This is a genomic window from Labrys sp. F242, from assembly GCF_057813875.1.
In genome coordinates, this window is record NZ_JBVASG010000009.1 from 126,604 (window position 1) to 148,480 (window position 21,877).

Genomic DNA, 21,877 nt, shown 5'->3' on the forward strand with positions numbered 1-21,877 from the left:
ATCGCATTGCAGCTTACGCCGCTCACGACGACCCCATGGTCGCCGCCTGCAACCTGATTGCCCTCGTGGTGGCGTCCAACCAGCCGTTTTATCCGCTCTACACCTATTGGGCAGTCAGCCCTCAAATCTGGCCGATATTTTCCACCTTCCTGTCGACGCCGTTTTTCCTGGCTGTACCGGCCATTGCCAGACGAAATTCCAGGACAGGCCGGGCGCTTCTTCCCCTTGCCGGCATGGCCAACACGTTCTTGAGCGCGAAGGTATTTGGCCCCTCGTCGGGTGTGGAGATTTTCCTGATCCCGTGCGCCCTGATTGCGGCGACGTTCTTCAGAGCATCGGAAAGGCTTGTCGGCTTTCTTTTAATTGGTGGGGCCTTGCTCATTTATCTCGGGCTGAATGGGCGATATGGCGCTCCGGTCCACCTCTATACCAATTTCGAGTACCAGGCATTTTTCCGGCTGAACGCCATGAGCGCGGGCACCCTGACGGTGTTCGTCGGGCTCATCGCGTCAGGGCTGATAAGTCAGTTCAATACGCGGCGGTGAAGGCACGGGTGATCAGGAAGCCGGCCGTTGCCGCAACCGCTGTCAGGAACGTGCCCCAGCAGAGATCGGCGATAGTCACTGCCAGCGGCCAGTTTTTTAGAGTCGCCTGGTTTGTCAGATCGTAGGTCGCATAAGCAAAAAGTCCAAGAAACGCCCCATACGATGCGGCCGTCATCCATCGACCGCTGGCAAGCGCGGGCACGATCGCGAACACGACGATGCCTGTGATATAGATGAGATAGAAAAGCGCCGCCGGCGCCAATCTGAAACTCTCAACCAGCATGTCGCCCATAAGAGGACGGTAGAGCCGTTGCGCCGCAACGGTCAGCCAGATCGCATCGATGGCGAGAAACACCAAGCCGGTCGCAATGTAGGCAATGCCGTAGGTTTTCAAGGGTTGGCCTTTCTTTGCCCGAGACTACTTTTGTTACGCCCTAGAGTGATCGTCGGATCACAAAGCGCTTCGGAGGTTTGAGGTCTGAAAGCAGGGCCCCTGCATAAGATGTGATCCGAACACGGAACGCGCGCGTAAATATAACAACTGAGGTGAAAATCTTTGGGAGCCTGTGCCGTGATCATGCGTGCCGCAGCATTAGCTATCGTTTTATTCACAGGTTGCACTGCCCTCGCCGCTCAGGAGCGTAGGCCTGACGGGGTGTGGTTGCGCGATGACGGCAATGCTCGGGTCAGGATCGCGCCATGTGGCTCGAAGATTTGCGCAACTAATCTCTGGATCAGGGACACAAGCAATGGTGAAGAGGTTGGAGACAGGCTGATCATGTCGCTCGATCGGACGTCTGACGATAAGTTGACAGGGACGGCCTATGATCCGAAGCGGCAGAAAGCCTATGGCGTCACCGTAATCGTCAACGCAACTAGCTTGATCACACGCGGGTGCACCTTGGGGGGTCTGCTTTGCCGTGACGTCCGTTGGACACCGGCAGGCGGAAGATGAAGATCGTTGATTGCCTTTCCGCATCGTAAAATCTGAAATGTAAAGTAGCTCGCCCCTCCGGGCGCGTCATTCCTCCGGCATCCACTAGCCCGTGTGATTAGGCCGGCCAGCATTGCAGTTGCGTCTGGTATTCTCTCGCAACTGTGCTGCGATCCCAGTTTCTGGAACGGATGAGATTTTTTGATTCAAGCTCCAATTTCGCACTCGCGCTTTGGTTAGGACTTTTGACCTTACGGCTTCCAGTCGCAGACGTTCTCGGGGAGCTGCGTGGTTAATCCCGAGTCAGGCAACTATCAGTCCGCAGTCCCCTTTTTGGCAAGCACCTGCTTGATGTAGTCAGCGACCCCCTGCGGATCATAGGGCCTGCCAAGGTGAGGACCAGAATCGCAGCGATTCGCTGCAGCCTTGGCGCTGGATAGCATGCTGCCGGCCAAGGCGATTTCAATCCCTGGATGAATAGTCCGCGCGGCGCGCACGAGCTCAAAGCCATTCATCGAGCCATCTACCTTGATGTCGCACAGCATGGCATTGACCATGATCTGCTTATCCTTGAACAGGATCAGCGCCCCGTCGGAGGTCGCTGCTTCTACCATCGTATCCGCAAGACCACAGACAATCCGCAATCGCGTGGCGAACAAGCACCTCGCCATCAACAACAACCACGGTTTGCGGCGCCACTCCGCGTCCCTTTCGCCCGGTTCTTCCCCTGGCGTCAGCTGAGGATCCGGGCCGCGAGCGCAACGACATCGGATGGCTCATAAGGTTTGGCTATGAATGCCACGGCTTCGGCATCAACCGAAGCGACCGTCGCCCATGTGCTCGTCGCCAAGTACGCCGACCATCTTCCCCTTTACCGCCAGGCGCCGATCTATGCCGGCAAGGCAGCCTTTCTGCTCCGGCCCATCCACGAGCGCCTGTTCGAGCGGCTGAAGGCGTCCGACAAATTCTTCGCCGACGAGACGACTGCGCCAATGCTCGACCCGGGCCGAGGCCGTACGAAGACGGACCAGCTATTCGCCTACGCAAGGGACGATCGGCCCTAGGACGGCTCGGACCCACCCGGCGTCGCCTATCTCTATGCGCCGAACCGCAAAGCCGAGAACGTCGTGCGCCATCTTCAGGGCTTCGTCGGCATTCTCCAGGTGGACGGATATGCCGGCTACAAGGTGCAGGCAGACAGGCACGCCCTGAGCCTGGCGTTCTGCTGGAGCCATGTGCGGCGCAAGTTCTACGAGCTGGCCGAGGCGGTCCGGCGCCGATCGCCACGGAGGCGCTCCAGCGCATCGCCGAGCTTTACAAGATCGAGAGCTAGCTGGGGATCGCCCAGCGGAGGAGCGCCGCGCCACCCGCCAATAACGGACCGGGCCGATCATCGAGGCCCTCGAGCAGTGGCTGCGCGAGAAGCTCGCGCTGGTCAGCCAGAAGAGTAAGCTCGCTGAAGCAATCCGCTACCCGCTCGCGCGCTGGGCCGGAATTGGTCGCTTCCTCGACGACGGTCGCGTCGAGATCGACTCCAACGTGGTCGAACGCTCAATTAGGCCGATCGCCCTCAATCGGAAAAATGCCCTCTTCGCAGGTTCCGACGGCGGCGGTGAGCACTGGGCAACGATCGCGTCGCTCATAGAAACCGCCAAGCTCAACGGCCTCGACCCCTACGCCTACCTCGCCGACGTTATCACCCGTATCGTCGCCGGTCACCCGCAGAACCAACTCGATGACCCGCTGCCCTGGGCCTATGCCTCAGCGCCACTCAACGCCGTGGCCTGAGAACAGCGGTTACTGATCTCCAATCGTGTTGCCGAACTCATCTCCGGCTTCGCCCGGCAGGTCGACGATTCAGAGAAATTGAATCCGATTGGGACCGTGGTAGGAGCGACTGTACCGCATGAGGGGCGGCGCCTACGCATGTTCTTGCCCAGGTCCATCCTCCTCGCTCCCGGTCTTGGAGCCCAAGGCGGAGATGCTGCAAGCATTCATTCGCTGCGAGGCGGGCGCCGTGGTGATCTTTTGGTGCCTGTTTCTCGCGGGTTGACTCGCGTCGATGACCGAACCATTTCGCCAGAGGCCTACAGAGAGCTTATTCTCAATAGGATTGCCGCAATTAAGGCCGCGATTTCTCCTGGTTCTGCTTCAAGCGTTGCATAATTCCTGAATTCTTTGGCCCATAGAGGAACTTGCAATTTGTATGACCTCGCCGCACTTAACGGAGCAACTATCGCTTTCGACCTTGACGGAACCTCGGTCGAGTCGGCCCCTGATCGGAGCGGTGAACCCAATCCTGATCGCAGAGGGCCTAGAACCCTCGGCCTATAACGAGAAGGAGGCCCTTCATCAGTCGTGGAGCCCGATGGCTGCTGCAGTGTCATAGGAGACGTCATTCCCCATAGGCCATTGCTCCAGCAGGAAGAGAGAAGCCTCCTCAGCGGCTGTGAGGATGCGATACTTCCCGGTACCGGTCTCAAACCTCACCGGCTCGCTCCAGACCTTGACATCCGTGGCATTCCTTTCGTCGTCATGTCGTGGTGGGAATGCCAGCGCTCCCACAAGCGGCGAGAAACGCACCGCGCGCATCCTCGTCTGGGCGCAAGCCCGCGGACACCTCGAGGCAGATGCGTCGCGCCCAAAAAGCCTTTTCCTCTTGGCTCGGAGGCCAGTCCTTCAGCAGAAAGGAAGCTGCCTCGACGGTCGAGCCGATGATTCGATATCGCCCGGGTGCCATTTCGATTCTCACCGGAGAGTTCCAAGATTTGACTTCCATCGATCGCCTCCGGCTTATGAACGCCGATGGGGCGTTGCGGTTCCGACTCTCGAACGCACAGGAACATCTTCGCGCGACGGTGGTTGAGTTAGCCTCTCCTCCGGGAGAGATCGACAGTTCCGACCCTTGCCCGCTCGCTATTCCCCCGTGCGTGGCGGGCACTTTTTTGACGAAATGTCGTCCCGGCATTCTGGACATTCGACCGACTCTTGCCGCATTTAAGCCTTGGAAAAGCCATCATTGCGCTCGCTTTTGTGTGCGGTGGTTGAAATGCACTGATCGCCAGAAACGCCTGATTGCTTTGAAGGGGTGGCGGCAAAGATCCTCGTATTCTGCACGTTCGAGAGAAGCTACGACCTACACCTGATCGAAGTGAACGTGAGCCGCATCTACTATATCGAAGGCAACGATAGCGACACTTCGACGATATACTTCGACAAGGAACGCTTCGTGGTCGTGCACGGCAGCGCCGAGCAGATCCGAACGCAGATCGAGTTCGAGATACTCCAGTCGCAGATCGTGCCTCCAAGGCGCGGCCTCGGTTGAATGGACTGAAGTGCTTGGGCCTGGACGGCAAGTTAAAAAAAGAGACTTTTGATTGCAGGCAGGGTGTTTTTGTTGCCAGACCCCTCTTTCGAGGTTGCCGGCGGGGGCGCCACCTGTAGGCAAAGGCTGTGACCCCGAGGTCGCGGCAAAGATCAACCACTCCGCTACACTGTTTGCGATGATTGAAAGGTCAGGGACGGCGACTTGTCGATTGGTTGGGTAGGACGTGTAATGGCTGGCGTGAATTTCGGCCGAAATCTCAGTCCGCTACAGCTAACCATGGCCCTTTCGAGCAAGCAGAGGGACGCGGCTTTAGCCCATGAGCAAGCAGAGCACCGGTCAGAGTTGTGGCGTCAACGCCTGGGCAAGAACCGCCGCTATCGTGGTGCCGTCACAGGTAAGGTCGTTCGACTTGGAGGCAACCTCGCGCGCCCATCTGTGCGCCCATGTCCTCGAACTTGTCCTCCAACTCGATTCCCTTGGCGACGGTCACGCCATCCTTGGTAGTATGAGGGGTGCCGAATGATTTTTCGATCACGACACTGCGGCCCTTGGGACCCAGCGTAACCTTGACGGCATTGGCGGGGATACCGACGCTGCGCAGCAGCTTCTCGCGCGCGTCAGAAGTGGAGTTTGACTTCCTTGCCAGCCATTGGATCTCTTCCACAATAGGCAGGTATCTGAGAATGGGACATTGGGAAGGAGCCTTCAGGCGACCTTCGTCAATGTTGCGGTTCCGATGATCACACCCAGCATATCGCTTTCCTTGATGGTGAGATCCTCACCATCGATTTTGATCTCGGTACCTGACCATTTGCGAAGCAGGATGCGTTCGCCGACGTTGAGTTCGGCCAGCTTTCAGGGCTGGCGCCGCGCGCCAGGGCCGATCGCGAGGATCTCGCCCTGCTGCGGTTTCTCTTTGGCGGTATCGGGGATGATTATGCCGCCCGCGGTTCTTTCGTCGGCTTCGATGCGGCGGACCAGAACGCGGTCATGCAATGGACGGAACGTCATATCGTTCTCCTTCAAGGACGAACGATTTTGAGGTGTTCCACCGCTCCGATCCGACGACCGGAGCGGGGTGCGCTACCCAAATGGCGTCGCGCGCAAAATCAGTGGGTTGATGGGCTTTTTGATTACAAGGGGGCAATCGGATTTTTTGGCAGTCGACTACGAAGAGTGATAATCTATTGAATATATGAGCGTTTTAGCTAACCCCCTGCTTTCGAATCTTGTTGAAAGCGCCTGTCATCGAGCTATGCGGGCACTCTTTCAAAATGCGTATGAATGGTCTGAACGACCTCTTGAAATGTCCGAAACGCCGACTAAATCGTAACCGCTGATCGCCATGCGGGATCGGCATTTCTCCCCTGGGCAACAATGTGTTCGGTGGAGGGATCAAACTTGTAACCATGTTGCTTTTAGGAGGATGTGGCTATGAGAACCACTCTCGACTTTACACCGTTTTTCCGGTCGAGCATCGGCTTTGACCGGATGCTGAACGCGCTCGAAGCGACCAGCCATGTTGAGACAGCCGATAATTGGCCTCCCTATGACATAACTAAGACAGGCGAGGACAACTACCGAATTACCATGGCGGTGGCCGGCTTCGCGCAAGACGAACTGGGCATCACCCAGGAGCGCAACGTCATGGTTGTGTCGGGGCAGAAGGCCGGGGACGACAAGGGCCAGTATCTGCACCGCGGCATAGCGGCGCGTGCCTTCACGCAGCGTTTCGAACTGGCCGACCACATCAAGGTTGTTGGCGCAAATCTCGACAAGGGCCTGCTGACGATCGATCTCAAGCGCGAGGTTCCCGAAGAGATGAAACCGCGCCGCATCGAGATCGCGGCCGACGGAGCGTCGACTAAAGACGCAACCAAGCAGACTGAGATCGGAAAGCAGGCCGCCTAAGGTTTCTTTCCAAGGCCGCTCAGGCAAAGCGCCGGACGTGTTCGTCCGGCGCGGTTCAGAAGCTTTTGTCACTTGCATGAACAAAGAGGAGACAGATGATGAGTGTGCGTGATCTGATTCCATGGGCGCGCAACAACGGCGATCAGCTTCCAACCCTATTGCGCAATAGCGACCGCGATCCGTTCCTCTCATTGCACAGGGAGGTGAACCGGTTGTTCGATGACGTCTTTCGTGGCTTTGACACCAGGCTGCCGGCTTTCGGCAGGATCGCCGCTCCCGGGGCTGGCTGGCCCAGCGTCGAGATCTCCGACAACGACAAGGAGATCAAGGTGACCGCGGAAGTGCCGGGTCTGGCAGAAAAGGATGTCGAAGTCTTCCTGAGCGAGGGTGTGCTGACATTAAAGGGCGAGAAGCGTTCGGAAGCCGAGGATAAGGAAAGGCAATTTTCCGAGCGTTTCTATGGTCAGTTCGAGCGGCGCATCCCCGTTGGCCTTGAGGTCGAGGAAGACAAGGTCAGTGCAAGATTCAAAAATGGCGTGCTGACCGTTACGCTACCCAAGACCGCGAAGGAGCAAACGCAGATCAAGCGGATTGAAGTAAAGAGTTGATCGGTGCAGGGGCGGTGGCATGAGCATGGCTGCCGCCCCACCAAATAACAGGAAGGAGCTGATTTGCTCTTTACTTAGCTTGGTTCAAGTCTGGCAATGAGCAAGGCATCGTTTGAAAGGCCGGTCGTCTTCATGCTTCGCCCGAACTTGCTGCAGCGAGTTTCCAATGCGGCTGAGGCATCCTATTTTCTCTTGCATCGCTGGCCACAGGCAAAAGGTCCGGCATACCTGGCCGCACGCAACGCCTGTTATCTTGCCGCTCTCGGTCGGATGAGTGCCGATGACTGCCGCCGCGCTTTTGCTGTAGCCTTGGCTGAAGCTGGAATGTCGGATCTGGACGAATTCAGCGACGCCGAAGGCGTTGGGCCGACGGCGGTCGGGATGTCCGCCCGCCTGACGTCTGGCCGAGAAACGGATAAGCCGGGCCGAGAAAAAAGGGGTCACGTCTGGTTTGCCACTGGCACAAAGGCCGGCGGGAGCTCGGCACACCTCAAAGAGCTTTCACGCGATCTGGCCATAGCGGAAGCCGGGAGAGTTCTTCGGCCGATGCGCGAGCAACAAGAAGCCCGCGACCGGAATTTGGCTTCAATATGAACAAGATGATTGAGATCTTAGCTTGGGAGATGGCTGAACGGCTCATTAGGCAATATGTCGAGCCTCGGGCCTTTCGTCCGGTAACCTTCTGAATATAACGTAAGGAGGAGAAAATGGTGAACATTGGTGATGTCGTTCGCGTCAAGTCCGACGCGGTATCGTCGCTGTCAGAAATGTTCAGTGCCGAAACAACTTACGAAGTGATCGCTTTGCATTTCGGTCCTGGCAACGATCCCGAGGGCAATGTGGATTTGAGGCGCCCGGACGGCACAATAAAACCCTGGTTTCCAGCCTCACGACTAGAACGTGTGTCCGATCGTCGTCTCAGTCGGCATCAGCACTAGCATCCATTTTGCGGCTTGGCGGCTATGGGATTTGTCGCATCCGCCAAGGAGGAACAACGCGCATCCGTTTCCAAGTTGCTGCTCCCTTGAGGAAGGTGGGAGAAAAATGACCGAGGCAAGTTCGCTGATTGATACAACAAAACTTGAGGACCTGATCCAGCGGGTGAAGGAGGGCGAGAAACGCGATCCCAAGCTGGAAAGCCACATTGCTGCCGCCCTGCAATATATTCCTGATGCACTTGCCAAGTATAGTAATGTCAGACCTCATCCAACATCGACAATAACCATGTTGTATGACGCTCCTGGAAAAGAGGGAACACCTGTCTTTATTCCAATGCTGACGTCGTCACTTGATGCGGTCGAAAAGTTGAGAGCGTGGGGTGTGCCGACGTGGAAAATCGATGGTTTGCAGGCAAAGAATGGCGAGTACATCGTACGAGCGACTTGCGATTCCGGTTCCCATGTTCAGGCCGTTGGGAGGACGGAAGTTCGCGCCAGACTGGCAGCCATCTTGGAGGCGTTCCAGCGGGCAACCCACTGAGCATTGGATGGACGAAACTATGGCGAGGGCGGAGCAAAAATTTTGCTCACACCCTTGAAATAGGGAGCATTCACACCACCTCGATGCGCGTCGGGTGCCCGATTGGGCCCGATGCGGGCGCGAGCAGCGTCTGGCGTCCTGCTTATAACCATGTTGCTTTGACGAGGATGTGGCTATGAGAACTTACGACTTCACACCATTTGCCCGATCGGCGATTGGGTTCGATCGCTTGTTCGACCTGCTGAATGCGGGTTCCAAGGAAGCGGGCGAGGGCTATCCCCCCTACGACATTATCCGAACCGGCGAAGATAGCTTCCGGATCAGCTTAGCGGTCGCAGGCTTTAAGGCGAGCGACATAAACGTCACGACACAACAGAATCTTTTGACCGTAGCCGGACGCAAAGCAGAAGCGAAGAATGGCGTAGATTACATCTATCATGGCATATCGGCCGCACCCTTCGAACGTCGCTTCAACCTAGCCGATTATGTCGAGGTCAACAGCGCAAGGTTTGAAAACGGCTTGCTGCAAATCGATCTGCAGCGGCGGATACCGCAAGCCATGAAGCCCCGACATATTGAGATCGGCTCCGCTGAAGCCGTCGATAACGGTAGACCAGCCAAGGCAGCTTGAATGCCATGGTTCGAGGGCATTAATTTGTCGCCCTCCGACCATGGAGGATTCTGTCATGGAAAAGCGAGCAACACGAAACGAATTCGATATTTCTCAGCTACTTCATCCTGGATCGGCCTTCGATCATCCAAGGGATGTCGTTGCCGATCCGGATCTGACGCTGACTGAAAAGCGGGCCATCCTGGCCGCATGGGCTTCGGATGCCTGCGCGCTGGAGGCAACTCCGAGCCTTCGGGAGATCCGTAAAGGACGCGTCGTTGCCTTCGATGACATCATGGACGCGCTTCGCGCGCTAGAGGCGACCGGGCGAGTAGTATGTCCCGCTACGATCGAACGGCACGCCGGCGTCGAGCGGCCAGTGGCCGACATTCGTCGGAGGGAGGTAGCCCGTCCTTGCAGTGAAGCCTCAGAGAGACTTCAGCGGGACGGACATAAGCCGAGCAACTGGCCAATACTCGTTCAGCCGGGTCGCTGCCGAGCCCGGCGGGGCTTTGAAGTATTGGCCAGTCTCGGGAGTGATAACAGAGCTAGACTATGAACAGTGGCCATTTCAACAAACCAGTTCGTTTTCTGCCGGGCGCCGGGCATTGGATTGAAATCTGTGGTGTCATCGAAGCGCTGGCTTTCATGCGCACGCGGTGGCCGGACGAGGGCAGCGATCTCTAAGAGCCCAACCCGAAAAGAGTTGAGCAGTTTCAGCAGGTTGTGATTCCGTCAGGTTGCGAAACATGATGGAGGCCACAATGGCCTGGACCGAAACCGCTCGGCGTGATCATGCACGCCGAGGGCAACGCTATTCAAGTGACCTGACCGATCGGGAGTGGGCGTTGATCTACCCCTTCCTGCCTGAACCCAGACCGATCGGGCGCCCTCGCACGACGGATTTGCGCGAGGTCATGAACGCGATCCTCTATCTGGCATCGAGCGGCTGTGCATGGTCGCCGCTGCCTCGGGACTTTCCGCCGTTCACGACCGTCCAGCGCTATTTCTACGACTGGCGTGATCGCGGCCTCCTGAAAACGATCAGCTATCATCTGGTCGCGGCAGCACGCGACCTGGAAGGCCGAGAGGCCAGCCCGACTGCTGGCGTCATCGATAGCCAAAGCGTCAAGACCACAGAAAGCGGCGGCGTCCGGGGCTTCGATGCTGGCAAGAAAGTCCAAGGCCGCAAGCGCCACATCGTCACCGATACGCTTGGCCATCTGGTCGGGCTCGTGGTTCACGGTGCCAACATTCAGGATCGCGATGGGGCCGTTGCCGCGCTGAACGACATCCGTCATCGCTATCCCTGGTTGCGCCATGTCTTCGCCGATGGCGGATACAGCGGCGGAAAACTCAGCCAACGGCTGTGCAAGATCGGTTCCTGGACACTCCATATCATCAAGCGCTCCGACCAGGCGCGGGGCTTCGGGGTCTTACCGCGAAGATGGGTGGTCGAGCGAACCTTCGCCTGGCTCGGCCGCTGTCGCAGGCTCGCGAAGGACTTCGAGAAAACCATCCAAAGCGCAGAAGCCTGGGTCCACGTCGCAAACCTCAGGCTCCTCACCAGACGCATCGCAAGATATTGCTATCCCTCATAGAGTTTCGAGTCGGGCTCTAAGCGCATGCTTTGGATGTGTGCCAAAAAGCCATGTCCGATCTGAAGAGTGTTGAAGCCGCAAGATTTGCATTTGTCGACGCTTTGTCGGATGCCGGCTTTCTGATTGTTCGCGATTTCGAGCATCTGTTTAGGGCGGCCGACCAGTTCGGCACGTCGGGCCACAATCCTTCGACCGGCAGCGCGTCAACCTGATTGAGGCTGAGCAGAGTTTTTCGCTGTAGTCGCTTCGATGCTATTTGGTCGGTCCGCCCAATGTTAAGCCGGCAGAAATCTGCCATTTCTCGAGCGGTCAGTTCGATGCTGGCCGCGCCCATGAACGTGTCCGCGAAATGCGCGCTGCCAGGATTGCCAGGTAAGTAGCGGCCGAGCCTCAATCTCAACACCGTGAGCTCGTCTCCCATCCTTTGCGCCCCAGTCTGGTGAGTCCGAGGTGGATTACGGTCTCAGATCATCCGATCCAGAAAATGCCATGGTCTCAAGCCCAAGCCCGGACAATCTCGATCCGCTACGCTAGGCTCCGTCGGCGAGCTTCATGACGGGAATGCCGAGCTTGCGCGCTTTATCGGCAAGGTTCTCTTGAATCCCGGTACCCGGGAAGATGATGACGCCGATCGGCATGGCCGCCAGCATCCGGTCGTTGCGCTTGAAAGGCGCGGCCTTGGCGTATCTCACCCAATCCGGCTTGAAGGCGATTTGAGGTACCTTGCGATGGTCGGCCCAGCGCGCCGCGATCTTTTCGGCACCCTTTGGCGAGCCACCATGCATCAACGCCATGTCGGGATGCTTGGCGTGGATCTGATCGAGCTTTGCCCAGATCAGCTTGTGGTCGACGGTGTCGCCACCCGAAAAGGCGATCTTCGGCCCGGCAGGCAACATAATCTCGGTTTCGGCTCGCCGCCTGGCCGCCAGGAAATCGCGGCTATCGATCACCGCGGCGATGAGGTTACGATGATTGACCATCGATCCGGTGCGCGGGCGCCAGCTTGACCGGGTGTGCCGTTCGAAGTGATCGGCGGCCTGGTCGCGCATCAGTTCGAAGGCATTTCGGCGCTCGATCAGGGTCTGCCCTTCGGCGGTCAGGCGCTCGAGTTCGACCGATCTGACCTCGCTGCCATCCTGCTCGCCCTGGCTTCGCCGCTGCGCCTGCTCGTTATCGTCGAGTTGGCGCTCGATGCGGTCGCTCGCCCGATGAAAGAGGTTGACGGTCGACCAGAGCAGGTCTTCGAGATCGGGTTCGAGGCGCGTGTCCTCCAAGGTGGCAATCAGAGCGTCGAAGATGTCCGCGATGGCGCCGGCGACACGATTGCCTTCGGGGAGCGGCCGGGGATCGAGTTCGTTCTCGAAAGGGCGGTAGCCGTAAAGTTGGAGCTCTTGCAACATGTGATCGAAGGGGGATGAGCCAGGTTGGCGTTCGTCATCGTGCGTGCTCATGGGATGCTCCGTCGGGGGACCGCGACCGTCGCGGCCTTCATGGCGACGAAAGCCGCAGGCGGGCCGAACCTGCACCCGGAGCACAGCTCCGGGCCGAAGCGTGAGCGAAGGATGGCAAAGGCCGGCTATTTTGCTTGGCGATGCAAAGGCGGGCTCGTCCCGCTGGCGGAAAATAGTCGGCCAACGCCATTGCCTGTCCGGCCGGTTTGCGGGCCGATCGCCCTCTTGAAGGCCAAGGGTGGTCCCTCAAGGGCTTCAGGTATGAAGCAAACAACGATGATGGCAGCCGACGCGATCTGACCTTCCGACTATTTCAGCCGAGCATGAAACGGGCGACGTCCTCGGGCGCGAGGTGCCTCCGGATCTGCATGCGCACGGCATCTCGCCCAAGCGTCCGCAGATCCTCGTTGAAGTCTCCAAGCATAGGCGAAAGCGCCATCGTCTCGATCCCGGCAGTGTTGGCCCGTTCGATCAGCGTGTCTCGGGCACCGTCGCCAGCCGGATCGTTATCGCGGACGATGTAGAGCCGGCGCAAAGTATCGGGGAACAGGATCGCGGCAAGATGCGCTGCCGACAGGGCCGCGCAAGCCGCCATGCCGGGCATGAGCTCCCGCACCGACAGGACGCTCTCAATGCCTTCGCCTGCCGCCAGAACCTCGCGGGCATAGCCGAAGCGGACCGCGTGCCCGAGCAGATTGCCCATGGCCTTGCGCTGGACGTCGACCGGCGCCTTGCCGGACCCGTCCGGGGCGAGCCAGGTTCGATGCGCGCCCGTGATCCTGCCGCTGAGATCGGTGACGGCAGCGACCATGGCAGGCCAGGTCTCGGTCGAACCATGGTGGTCTGGCCGATAATAGCATCGAGGATGGAAGCGCAGGTTTGCCGTGCCGATCAAGGCCGTGACGCCACGGCCACGCAGATAGGTTTCTACGAGCGTATCAGCGATCGGTTGCGAGATGGCAAAGAGCCGCCGCGCCGCCGCGGGCGACCCAGACGGAACTGATGCACGACGCTGACACGCCTGCCGCTCCTCGAACTCGGGCGGTGGCAGACTGAGAAAGCGTCGGGCCTCCTTGATCACATCGGCGAAGTCGGCAAGGCCAAGCGCCTCACGGATCACGTCGAGGAGATCGCCGTGTTCCCCCGTCGCGGCATCGGTCCATTTGCCGGCTAGCCCATTCGGTGAGTCCTGCAGCCGCACGAACATCGAGCGGCCGGGCGTGTTGCGGATGTCGCCGACCTGCCAGTACCGGCCCTGGCGGCGACCGGCCGACAGATAATGGCGGCATACCGCCTCGGCGTGTTCGGCAAGCCGGCGCGCCAGATCTTGCGTCTTCGCCGTCATGGCGGCCTCCTCAAGAAAAAGGCCCGCCGGCAAAGCCAGCGGGCCAGGTGAGCCAAGTCGTGGGAGTACGGGTTAGGCTGCTGCGACCGCGTGAGGTGCGCCGATCGCCTCATCACTGTCGTCAATGGCGTCCTCGATGCCCATGGCCGTTATGCCGTCTTTCGCCGCCGTTTCCTCGCCGCCCGTTTCGATGACCGGCAAGCGCAGCGGTTCGGGCAGCCAGCCTGTATCGACGAGCAGCGTCTCGGCTTCACTCGCCATCTCGCCTTTCTTGAGATGGGCGATCCGGTCGGCGGCGGCTTGACCTTTCCCTTCCGTGACGGCCTGCAGGATGCGGGCCTTGGTGACGCGGCCGAGATAATTGCTGGCCGTCGGCTGCCAGCCGGCCTCCGCCATGTCGAGCCCGGTCGCCCGCGCCAGCCGGTCGGCCTGGGCGAGACGAAGCTTGAGGCCTTGCTCGCTGACGCCGCTGCCACCATACGGGTTGGGCTTCTCATGAAGGGCATTTACCCCATAGCTGACGCAATGGGCTAGCACGGCCATGCGGCTGGCCTCGTCGAGCCCGGCGAGCCAATCCCACAGCGCCTCGTCATCATCAGGAATCTCCTGCATCCAGCCCTGATGGCGTTCGGCGACGGCCTTGGCCGAGAGGCTGTCGCTGAGGTCGTCGGCCTGGCCAGGAAAGAAGACATGCCGGATAGAGACCTCCAGGCAACCTGTCCCAGACTTGTGCTGAAAGGTATCGCGGACGAGCTTGTGCAGCAGCATGGTCGTGGCGACCTGCGGATTCTGCGCCACGGCATCGCGTAGCGCCAGGGTGCGATGGGCGGTCAGTTCGATGAGGAGGCGTTCGGGCAACGCCTTGATGCCATCACCCTCTTCCTCCTCGTCAACCGAGGCCGGTTGTCCGCCGATGGTAATGACGGAACGTCGAATGGCGTGCGCAACCGGATCGTCGGCGTCGCCATCGGCTTCGTTCGCATCCCCCTCTCCTCCCGTGACCGGCACTTCATCCTCGGGGCGAATATAGCCACGGTCGACCAAAAGGGATCCATCGGCATTGATGCTGACAAAAGCGCCGGCGATAGCGATCTCTGCAGGCTCAAAAGAAACAGGCCGCTTGTCGAGGGCCTCCATCGCCGCCTCCAACGCACCGAAGCGCCGATCAACCGCATCCGGCAGCTCCTCGATGCCGTCATGCTCGTCCGACAGTTGGTCGTGTTCGGCCTCCAGGGCATCGCGGGCCATCCGATCCTCGTCGGTCAGGTCGATGATCGTGCCGACAAGTTCGCGCAATCCATGGCTGGCGCCATAGGGCATGTTCACCGCAGCCTCGACCCACTTCCAGCCTTCCCCCGCAATCTCGTCGGCCGCGGCCTTGAGGTTTTCCGTCACCAACCGGTCGAGCAGGCCGACATCCTGCAGCCAGCCGCCGTCGTCGGACTGGAACAGATCGCGCAACACGATGCCGCCGGCCGCTTCATACTGCTCGATGCCGACGAACACCACCCGCTTGTCACAGGCGCGTACCGTGGTCTCGGTCAGCAGACGCCGGATATGATAGGGATCCTTCTGCCAGCTGTTGCGGATGGCGTCCCAGACCTGTTGCTGGCGCTCATAATCTTCGCAGACCGTAAAGGCCATCAACATTTCCAGCGTCATGCCATCCTCGGCATAGACCTCGAGCAGCGCCGGCGAAACGGCTGCCAGGCGCAGGCGCTGCTTCACGACCTGCACCGGGACGAAGAAGGCGGCGGCGATCGCCTCCTCGGTCATGCCCTTATCGCGCATGGCGAGGAAGGCCCGGAACTGGTCGAGGGGGTGCAGCGGAGCCCTCTCGATATTCTCGGCAAGCGAGACCTCGTCAACCAGGATGCCGCTTTCCGCGTCCGAGACCACGCAGGGCACTGGCGCAGCCTTTGCAAGGCGCTTCTGCCTGATCAGCAACTCCAGGGCCCTGTAGCGGCGGCCACCGGCGGGGACCTCGAACGTGCCGGTCTCCACACCCTCGGCATCGAGCACTGGCCGCACATGCAGGCTCTGGATCAGGCCGCGTCGGACGATGGACTCGGCCAATTCCTCGATCGAGACGCCGGACTTGACGCGCCGGACATTGGCCTGGCTCAGCACCAGCTTGTTGAAGGGGATGTCGCGCGACGACGACAGGACGATCTTGCGAACGGTATTGGCCATGATGTTCACTCCGCGACGGGCGCCGAGAGCCTTTCTCTCGAACCCAACCCGCCCACGAAGCAAAGCGCCGCCCTCTAACTCTGGAGGGCAGCGCCACGGAACCAGCAATTCGAAGTGACAACATCAACGTCGGAGACCGCAGGCCCGGCTCTCCGGCCGTGCCGGGATCAGGCGGCGTGATCGAGCAGCCTCTTCGCCTTGCCCTCGAGTTCGAGCCGGGCGTCCTGGTGAGGCTTGTCGCGCGCAACTGCGGTGATGCCGGCCACGAAGTCGAAGATCGTCTCGGGCGGACGGCCCTCCTCCGCCAGCACCGTCTCGATGATCCTGCCGGTCTCAGCCTTGGAGAAACCGCGCTTGCGCAGAAAGTCCGACCGGTCCTCGTCGGATCTTGCGACGATCCGCCCGCGCGCAGCCTTGATGCCATTGACAAAAGGCACGGTTGAAGAGTTCGCGAAGTTCAGCAGTGCCGGTGCGGCCTCGTGAGCAAAACGCGAAGCGGCATATTTGGAATGGCGGATGGTGATTTCCTCGAAATCCTCGACGCCCCACAGATTGCGGTTCTGGCAAACGGCGCGCAGATAGAAGCTCGCCATGCCGAGTGTCTTTGCCCCGACCTCGGAGTTCCAGCAGTAAAATCCGCGAAAATAGAGATCCGGCGATCCGTCCGGCAGCCTGCCGGCCTCGATGGGGTTGAGATCATCGACCAGGAAGAGAAAGACGTCACGATCGGAGGCATAGAGCGTGGTCGTGTCCTTGGTAATGTCGACACGCGGATTGTAGATGCCCGTCGACCAATCGAGCACACCGGGTACCTTCCAGCGGGTGTCGCCGGTCCCGTTGCCGGCAATGCGCTGCACGGCTTCGACCAACTCATGATCATAGATGCGCCCATAGTCGGGGCCAGTCACGGCCCGCAGTTCGAGCCGGCCATTGTCGGTTTCCAGCGTCTTGATCTGCTCGGCCCGGTGGGAGGCCAGACCATACTGTAAATTGATGCCCGCAAGAGCGGCCGGAAGCTGACGTAGATAGGTGGCCGGCGCCCCGACCTGGCTCGCAAGCTGACCGAAGCTCCAATGCGTGGGGGCGACGGGCGCATCCGAATCCGGCAGGATCAGCGACAGCCGCCCGGGATCATCGCGGCTGGCCTCGACATGGATCAGCGCACTCTCCACAACACGGGTGCGACTGCGCTCAGACCGATCGCGGACGGAGCGGGCCAGTTCTGCGAGCGATAGATATCGCTCGTCCGCCGGGCGCGAAAACCATTCCGAGGAAACCCGCCCGATGCGCTCGCCGCGGCTCGCATCCACCCTGTAGCCACCACTCGGAGCGCGACCGCCAGCCTGTGTTCCAACCTGGGTCATGAGACCAATCTCCATGACGGGCACCGGAAGCTTCTCTCCCAGCCTTCAACCCGTCGCGGAAATTCCGTCCACCCTCTCACTCTCACGGGAGCGCCGTACCGAGCCCCGAACCCGCGCCGGCCGGGCCAAACCTAATCCCGCTTTATGCGGCCCGCCTTCAAGACAGAGCGATTTCCGAGAGACGTTCAACGAGATCATGAAAGGCGAGATGGCCGTACGAGCACCGCGGCTGATAATTGCCGCCATGTGCACGGCGATCTGGCGGCAGGCTTTATGGGTGATTGCCCACCGAAGACTTGCTGGCGCCTTGGCCCTGACGTAGGCGGCTATCGCTGCTTTGTGTGTGGCGAGAGACCGGCCGACATGGCACTGTTGCGGCAGCCCCAAACACCTCAGTCGTTGGCGTTCGAAGCCCTGAGTTCGGCGAGGAATGCCCTGCCAATATCGAGGACCTGCGTCGCGGCGACTGGATCGATATCAGCACCATGCGAGGCTTCATTGATGACGCGCAGAGCGTCGAGCATCTGGTCAGTGCCAGCGGGCGTACGACCATGGCGCTGCAGGTCTTGCAACATGGTCATGATACCGACCGGTTGGCTTACCGCGATGCCTCTGGATGCGACGAGGTCACGGAGCGCACGTTCGATTTCGATGCGAAGCTTGACCACCGACATCAACGGGAACTCGCGTGCAAACTCTTCGGCCGTCGGAAGATCTCCTTGAAGCTGAGGCGGCAAAGCCTGAGAAAGCAGATATTGGGCAATGCCCATGGGTTTGCTGGAATCGCGCACCGCATATTCCACGATCACCTCGTTGCGTCCCTTGCAAAGAATGATGCCGATGGAGGGTTTGTCATCCTTGTGGCGCAACTGGTCATCGACGGCGGACAAATAGAAGTTCATCTTACCCGCAAATTCGGGCTTGAAATCCTCGATCTTCAATTCGATCACCACGAAACAGCGCAAACGGAGGTGATAGAAGAGCAGATCGAGATAATAGTCCTGGCCGCCAACCTCGAGATGATACTGACTGCCGACGAATGCAAAGCCCTTGCCGAGTTCAAGGATGAGCAAGCGCAGATGCTCGATAAGCCCGCGTTCCAGATCCCGCTCCTGCATCTGAGGGCCGAGCGAGAGAAATTCGAATGCATAAGGGTCTTTGAGGATCTGCTGCGCCAGCTCGGATTGCTCAGCCGGCAGGGTGCGCGAGAAATTGGTCAGCGCACTGCCTTGACGAGCGAAAAGATTGCTGTCGATCTGGTGAGAGAGGACATTCCGGCTCCAGCCATGTTCGATCGCCTGTCGGGCATACCAGGCGCGCGTCTCGGGTGCCTTGACCGCGTCGAGGAGGCGCAGGTTATGGCCCCATGGCAGTAGTGCAACAACCTGTTGCACAAATTCACCGTCCGGCCAGGCTTCGGCGAAGGCGCGCATATATTTCAGATTTCTCGCCGATAGTCCCGTCATCTCAGGGAAGGCCCGGCCGAGGTCCTCGGCCAGGCGCTCGATGACCTTGGTGCCCCAGCCCTCGCGTTCCTGCCGCCCCAGAATGTCGCGACCTATGCTCCAATAAAGAACGATCAGTTCGCGATTGACCGAAAGGCCGGCCCTGTGTCTTGCCGCGGCGATCTTCTGCTTCAAATCGCCGACGAAGGCGGAATAGCTGCGAGCATCGATCTCGGCGGCCGATCCGCCACTTCCGACGCGAGGGGTTGGAGATTTAGACACTGCGGCTCACTCTGCCATCTCCCTGCGCTTAGGCGATGACTTGGAAAGGAGGTGGCCACTGGCGAACCTGTCGCCATCGGACAGGTTTTCTCGGTTTCGGCTTGTCCGGGTGCATGCGAAAGCATGAAGGATCACGATGTCGATCATGCCTGGCATACTGTTTTCTCCTGTTCCGCAACCAGAATCGGTCGAGGAAAAGCAAGGATAACCCACCGAACATATAAAGGCGTCTTCTATCCCTTCAGGCATTCCGATTTGCCGTATACGTATCCAGTTCATCCATCGCAATGGTCAGAACTCAAAGCGCCAATGCGGCCTGCCCCGGCTCTTCCCGATAGCGCTCGACACGAAAAGTCCCTTTTGGCAAAGGCCGCAGCAGCTCGGCTTCTCGCCGCGTCAGGTCGAGCCATGCCATCCGCTCTTCCCGACGCAACGCCGCCATCTGACGATCCTGATACAGCGCGATGTCATCATTGGCCGCAATCGTCAGAATTGCGTAGGATTCCGGCCAGTCGCGGGTTGCTGGGCGCCAGATGCCCGCAAAATAGAACCAGTCGCCATCGGCAAGCCGGTAGCGATAAGGCTTGCCGTTCACGCGGTTTCGGAACTCGGAAGCCGGCACCAGGCAGCGGAAGCTCGGGAAACTGCGCCCCTCCGAGCGAATGAGCGTAAAGGCCCGCCCGCCCACTTCAAGCGGTTGCAAGCCCCAAGGTCGCTCGACCATCTCAACACCGCGGCCATCTCGTCTTATGATGACACGGCGATCGTCGAGCGACGTGGCTGAATCGAAAGCCGTTGCGCTCATGATGCCTCAGAACATAACAGGAACGAACTCGCTTGACAATGGCGCGGGTATGGGAGGGTGGATGTGCAATGACTACCGCTTGCTGGTCGATCTCGCATCGGTCATGGAGGATTTCGCGGACCTCAAGATCAAGATCCGTTTTTCGGAGGGCCGTCCGAACTTCGAGGCTCGGGAGGACATCAAGATCACCAATGTCGCCCCGGTCGTCAAAAGCGTTCCGGACATGCGCGGCGAAGGCGATCTGGTGAACCGCAGGTGGAGCTGGCCGGGGAGCAACAAGAAACCCGTCTATAATTTCCGGTCCGAGGGGCGGGATTTCGGATCCAACCGCTGCCTCATCATCACCGATGGCTTTTACGAGTTCACCGAACCGGAGGATCCGAAGAAGAAGCGCAAGGACAAATGGCTATTCGCGAAGAAGGACGAGCCGCTTCTTGCGATCGCCGGCATCTGGCGCGACACCAAGGAGGTTGGCGAGGCCTTCACGATGCTGACGATGGAGCCTGGTCCCGACATCGCCCCCTATCACAACCGTCAGGTCGTCATTCTGGATCGTGCTGCTTGGATCGATTGGCTCGATCCGTCCATCCCCGCCCAATCGCTGATCGGGCCATTGCCGTCCGGATCATTGTCCGTCACGCAGGTTGGATGACTTTGTAGGGCATGATGCCGGGAAAGAGCCGGGCAATGGCGAGGATCTGGCACAGCGTTCAGCTTTCCGGTCCATCGAGATCTTTCTCCGCAAGCGCTCTGAATGCATCTGGAACCGAACGTTTTCGATCCAGCGCCGCCGTCGCGTAACCCACCGCCTCGCGCCCAAAACGCTGGCGGATGGCGTCCATGGCGCGATCGGCTTTTTCGCGCGCGGCGCCCCGACGTGCACCGGACCGTCGTTTCTCATCGGGAAGGCCGAGCGGAAGATCGAGCTGAATCTCCGGCTGCTTGTGAAAATGCGAGACGGAGACCGCAACCAGGGTGATGATGGCTTCTCGCGGGTGATCGGCGAGCGCGGAACGCACCAGCCTGGTCGCGATCTCGGCCAGCATCGTCGTCGCCGAGATTGGCGCGCCGAGCGTTGCCGATCGCGTGACGGCGCGCATATCGGCAAATCGGACGCGTACGGTCACGGTCCAGCCGGCCAACGCCTTAGCGCGCAGGCGCGAGGCGACCCGATCGGCAAGCTTAAGCAAAACCGGCCCGAACACGCGTTCGACGGCCGGCTGTCGCCCCAATGCCGACTGCGCACCGGCGGAACGGGCCCGATGTTGCGTGCGGATCTCGCGGGGATCCCGGTTCCAGGCGAGCGAGCGAAGCTTTTCGCCGGCGGCATGGCCCAGCAGCCGCCCGATCGAATGGCCCGGCGTGTTGGCTAGCTGTCCGATGGTGAGAATGCCTTGATCCTTGAGCTTGGCCTCGGTCACCGGGCCGACGCCCCACATCAGGGCGACCGGGAGCTCGTGCAGGAAGTCGAGCTCATGCTCGGGATCGACGACAAGCAGGCCGTCGGGTTTGGCGACCTGGGAGGCGATCTTGGCAAGATGCTTGGTCCGCGCCACGCCAATGGAAATCGGCAGACCGAGTTCGGTGCGTACACGCCCTCGAATGGTGGCAGCGATTGCGGCCGGCGTACCGAAGAGATGGGTGCAACCGGCGACATCGGCGAAGGCTTCGTCGATCGAGATGCGCTCCACCAGCGGCGTGAAGTCGCCCAGGATCGCGATGGCCGCATCGCCCAGGCGCTGATAGTGGTCAAAGTGCCCGCCAACGAGGATCAGCTGCGGACAAAGCTCGCGCGCCTTGCGGCCCGACATGCCGCCATGCACTCCAAAGGCCTTGGCCTCATAGCTCGCCGCCAGCACCACACCGCCGCCAACGGCAATCGGCTTTCCGCGCAGAGCGGGGTCGAGGAGTTGCTCGACCGAAGCATAGAAGGCATCGAGGTCGGCATGAAGGATGGTGGCGAGCGTCTCCATGTT

Annotated in this window: 23 protein-coding genes and 3 pseudogenes; 13 read left to right on the forward strand and 13 right to left on the reverse strand. The window is 59.9% G+C overall.

Annotation, left to right across the window (positions count from 1 at the left end; all coding sequences use genetic code 11):
* The first annotated feature begins 35 nt into the window (after positions 1-35).
* Complete coding sequence (locus tag ACZYTC_RS32960) at positions 36-545, forward strand: hypothetical protein (protein WP_488991611.1); 510 nt, start codon at positions 36-38, stop codon at positions 543-545.
* Here ACZYTC_RS32960 and ACZYTC_RS32965 read toward each other — a convergent pair.
* Complete coding sequence (locus ACZYTC_RS32965) at positions 529-939, reverse strand: DUF2177 family protein (protein WP_488991612.1); 411 nt, start codon at positions 937-939, stop codon at positions 529-531. The genes ACZYTC_RS32960 and ACZYTC_RS32965 overlap by 17 nt on opposite strands.
* 183 nt (positions 940-1,122) lie before the next feature.
* Between ACZYTC_RS32965 and ACZYTC_RS32970 the strand changes: the two genes are divergently transcribed.
* A complete protein-coding gene (locus ACZYTC_RS32970) occupies positions 1,123-1,500 on the forward strand; it encodes a DUF2147 domain-containing protein (RefSeq protein WP_488991663.1) in 378 nt (125 codons plus the stop codon).
* 293 nt (positions 1,501-1,793) lie between these two features.
* Here the strand turns inward: ACZYTC_RS32970 and ACZYTC_RS32975 are convergent, their stop codons facing one another.
* Positions 1,794-2,138 carry a hypothetical protein gene (locus ACZYTC_RS32975; protein ID WP_488991613.1) on the reverse strand — a complete coding sequence of 115 codons (345 nt, stop codon included), beginning with the start codon at positions 2,136-2,138 and terminating at the stop codon, positions 1,794-1,796.
* Between the two features lie 156 nt (positions 2,139-2,294).
* Between ACZYTC_RS32975 and tnpC the strand changes: the two are divergent.
* Positions 2,295-3,267, forward strand: a pseudogene (gene tnpC, locus ACZYTC_RS32980) (IS66 family transposase); the annotation flags it as partial.
* Between the two features lie 564 nt (positions 3,268-3,831).
* Here the strand turns inward: tnpC and ACZYTC_RS32985 are convergent.
* Positions 3,832-4,071: a DUF982 domain-containing protein gene (locus ACZYTC_RS32985; protein WP_488991614.1), complete on the reverse strand. Its 240-nt coding sequence runs from the start codon at positions 4,069-4,071 to the stop codon at positions 3,832-3,834.
* The gene (locus ACZYTC_RS32990) at positions 4,013-4,456 is read right to left on the reverse strand and encodes a DUF982 domain-containing protein (RefSeq protein ID WP_488991615.1); all 444 of its coding nucleotides are present in this window, start codon (positions 4,454-4,456) and stop codon (positions 4,013-4,015) included. Before ACZYTC_RS32990 ends, ACZYTC_RS32985 begins: the two co-directional genes overlap by 59 nt.
* Positions 4,457-4,636: 180 nt before the next feature.
* Here ACZYTC_RS32990 and ACZYTC_RS32995 point away from each other — a divergent pair, with 180 nt between their 5' ends.
* On the forward strand, positions 4,637-4,804 hold the full coding sequence (locus ACZYTC_RS32995) for a hypothetical protein (RefSeq protein ID WP_488991616.1): 168 nt from the start codon (positions 4,637-4,639) through the stop codon (positions 4,802-4,804).
* 345 nt (positions 4,805-5,149) lie between these two features.
* Here ACZYTC_RS32995 and ACZYTC_RS33000 read toward each other — a convergent pair.
* A pseudogene (locus ACZYTC_RS33000) lies at positions 5,150-5,457 on the reverse strand (TCP-1/cpn60 chaperonin family protein); the annotation flags it as partial.
* Between the two features lie 55 nt (positions 5,458-5,512).
* Positions 5,513-5,818, reverse strand: a pseudogene (locus ACZYTC_RS33005) (co-chaperone GroES).
* Between the two features lie 423 nt (positions 5,819-6,241).
* Between ACZYTC_RS33005 and ACZYTC_RS33010 the strand changes: the two are divergent.
* The 8 genes from ACZYTC_RS33010 to ACZYTC_RS33045 all read left to right on the forward strand — a co-directional run bounded on the left by ACZYTC_RS33010 (position 6,242) and on the right by ACZYTC_RS33045 (position 11,228).
* Complete coding sequence (locus tag ACZYTC_RS33010) at positions 6,242-6,718, forward strand: Hsp20 family protein (RefSeq protein ID WP_488991617.1); 477 nt, start codon at positions 6,242-6,244, stop codon at positions 6,716-6,718.
* A gap of 98 nt (positions 6,719-6,816) precedes the next feature.
* Positions 6,817-7,326, forward strand: a complete 510-nt coding sequence (locus ACZYTC_RS33015; protein WP_488991664.1) for an Hsp20/alpha crystallin family protein — start codon at positions 6,817-6,819, stop codon at positions 7,324-7,326.
* Between the two features lie 96 nt (positions 7,327-7,422).
* The gene (locus ACZYTC_RS33020) at positions 7,423-7,920 is read left to right on the forward strand and encodes a DUF982 domain-containing protein (RefSeq protein ID WP_488991618.1); all 498 of its coding nucleotides are present in this window, start codon (positions 7,423-7,425) and stop codon (positions 7,918-7,920) included.
* A 113-nt stretch (positions 7,921-8,033) separates the two neighbouring features.
* Positions 8,034-8,264 (forward strand): hypothetical protein, encoded by a 231-nt coding sequence (locus ACZYTC_RS33025; RefSeq protein ID WP_488991619.1) that lies wholly within the window; start codon positions 8,034-8,036, stop codon positions 8,262-8,264.
* A gap of 106 nt (positions 8,265-8,370) precedes the next feature.
* Positions 8,371-8,805, forward strand: coding sequence for a hypothetical protein (locus ACZYTC_RS33030; RefSeq protein ID WP_488991620.1), 435 nt, complete (start codon positions 8,371-8,373; stop codon positions 8,803-8,805).
* A gap of 175 nt (positions 8,806-8,980) precedes the next feature.
* Positions 8,981-9,436, forward strand: a complete 456-nt coding sequence (locus ACZYTC_RS33035) for an Hsp20 family protein (RefSeq protein WP_488991621.1) — start codon at positions 8,981-8,983, stop codon at positions 9,434-9,436.
* 743 nt (positions 9,437-10,179) lie between these two features.
* The gene (locus tag ACZYTC_RS33040) at positions 10,180-11,016 is read left to right on the forward strand and encodes an IS5 family transposase (RefSeq protein WP_488991622.1); all 837 of its coding nucleotides are present in this window, start codon (positions 10,180-10,182) and stop codon (positions 11,014-11,016) included.
* A 35-nt stretch (positions 11,017-11,051) separates the two neighbouring features.
* Positions 11,052-11,228: a hypothetical protein gene (locus ACZYTC_RS33045; protein WP_488991623.1), complete on the forward strand. Its 177-nt coding sequence runs from the start codon at positions 11,052-11,054 to the stop codon at positions 11,226-11,228.
* 318 nt (positions 11,229-11,546) lie between these two features.
* Here ACZYTC_RS33045 and ACZYTC_RS33050 read toward each other — a convergent pair whose 3' ends face one another.
* The 6 genes from ACZYTC_RS33050 to ACZYTC_RS33075 form a co-directional block, all read right to left on the reverse strand.
* The gene (locus ACZYTC_RS33050) at positions 11,547-12,467 is read right to left on the reverse strand and encodes a DUF2493 domain-containing protein (protein WP_488991624.1); all 921 of its coding nucleotides are present in this window, start codon (positions 12,465-12,467) and stop codon (positions 11,547-11,549) included.
* A gap of 313 nt (positions 12,468-12,780) precedes the next feature.
* Positions 12,781-13,812, reverse strand: a complete 1,032-nt coding sequence (locus ACZYTC_RS33055) for a DUF7146 domain-containing protein (RefSeq protein ID WP_488991625.1) — start codon at positions 13,810-13,812, stop codon at positions 12,781-12,783.
* Positions 13,813-13,884: 72 nt separating this feature from the next.
* Positions 13,885-16,005, reverse strand: a complete 2,121-nt coding sequence (locus ACZYTC_RS33060) for a ParB/RepB/Spo0J family partition protein (protein WP_488991626.1) — start codon at positions 16,003-16,005, stop codon at positions 13,885-13,887.
* A 167-nt stretch (positions 16,006-16,172) separates the two neighbouring features.
* Positions 16,173-17,369, reverse strand: a complete 1,197-nt coding sequence (locus tag ACZYTC_RS33065) for a DUF932 domain-containing protein (protein ID WP_488991627.1) — start codon at positions 17,367-17,369, stop codon at positions 16,173-16,175.
* A 392-nt stretch (positions 17,370-17,761) separates the two neighbouring features.
* Entirely contained in the window at positions 17,762-19,009 is a 1,248-nt protein-coding gene (locus tag ACZYTC_RS33070; protein WP_488991665.1) for a PDDEXK nuclease domain-containing protein, read from the reverse strand.
* Between the two features lie 385 nt (positions 19,010-19,394).
* Positions 19,395-19,904, reverse strand: a complete 510-nt coding sequence (locus ACZYTC_RS33075; RefSeq protein ID WP_488991666.1) for an SOS response-associated peptidase family protein — start codon at positions 19,902-19,904, stop codon at positions 19,395-19,397.
* 58 nt (positions 19,905-19,962) lie between these two features.
* On the opposite strand from ACZYTC_RS33075, the gene ACZYTC_RS33080 reads away from it, so the two are divergent.
* On the forward strand, positions 19,963-20,553 hold the full coding sequence (locus tag ACZYTC_RS33080; protein ID WP_488991628.1) for an SOS response-associated peptidase: 591 nt from the start codon (positions 19,963-19,965) through the stop codon (positions 20,551-20,553).
* Between the two features lie 58 nt (positions 20,554-20,611).
* Here ACZYTC_RS33080 and dinB read toward each other — a convergent pair whose 3' ends face one another.
* Positions 20,612-21,874, reverse strand: a complete 1,263-nt coding sequence (gene dinB, locus ACZYTC_RS33085; RefSeq protein WP_488991629.1) for a DNA polymerase IV — start codon at positions 21,872-21,874, stop codon at positions 20,612-20,614.
* Between the last annotated feature and the right edge of the window lie 3 nt (positions 21,875-21,877).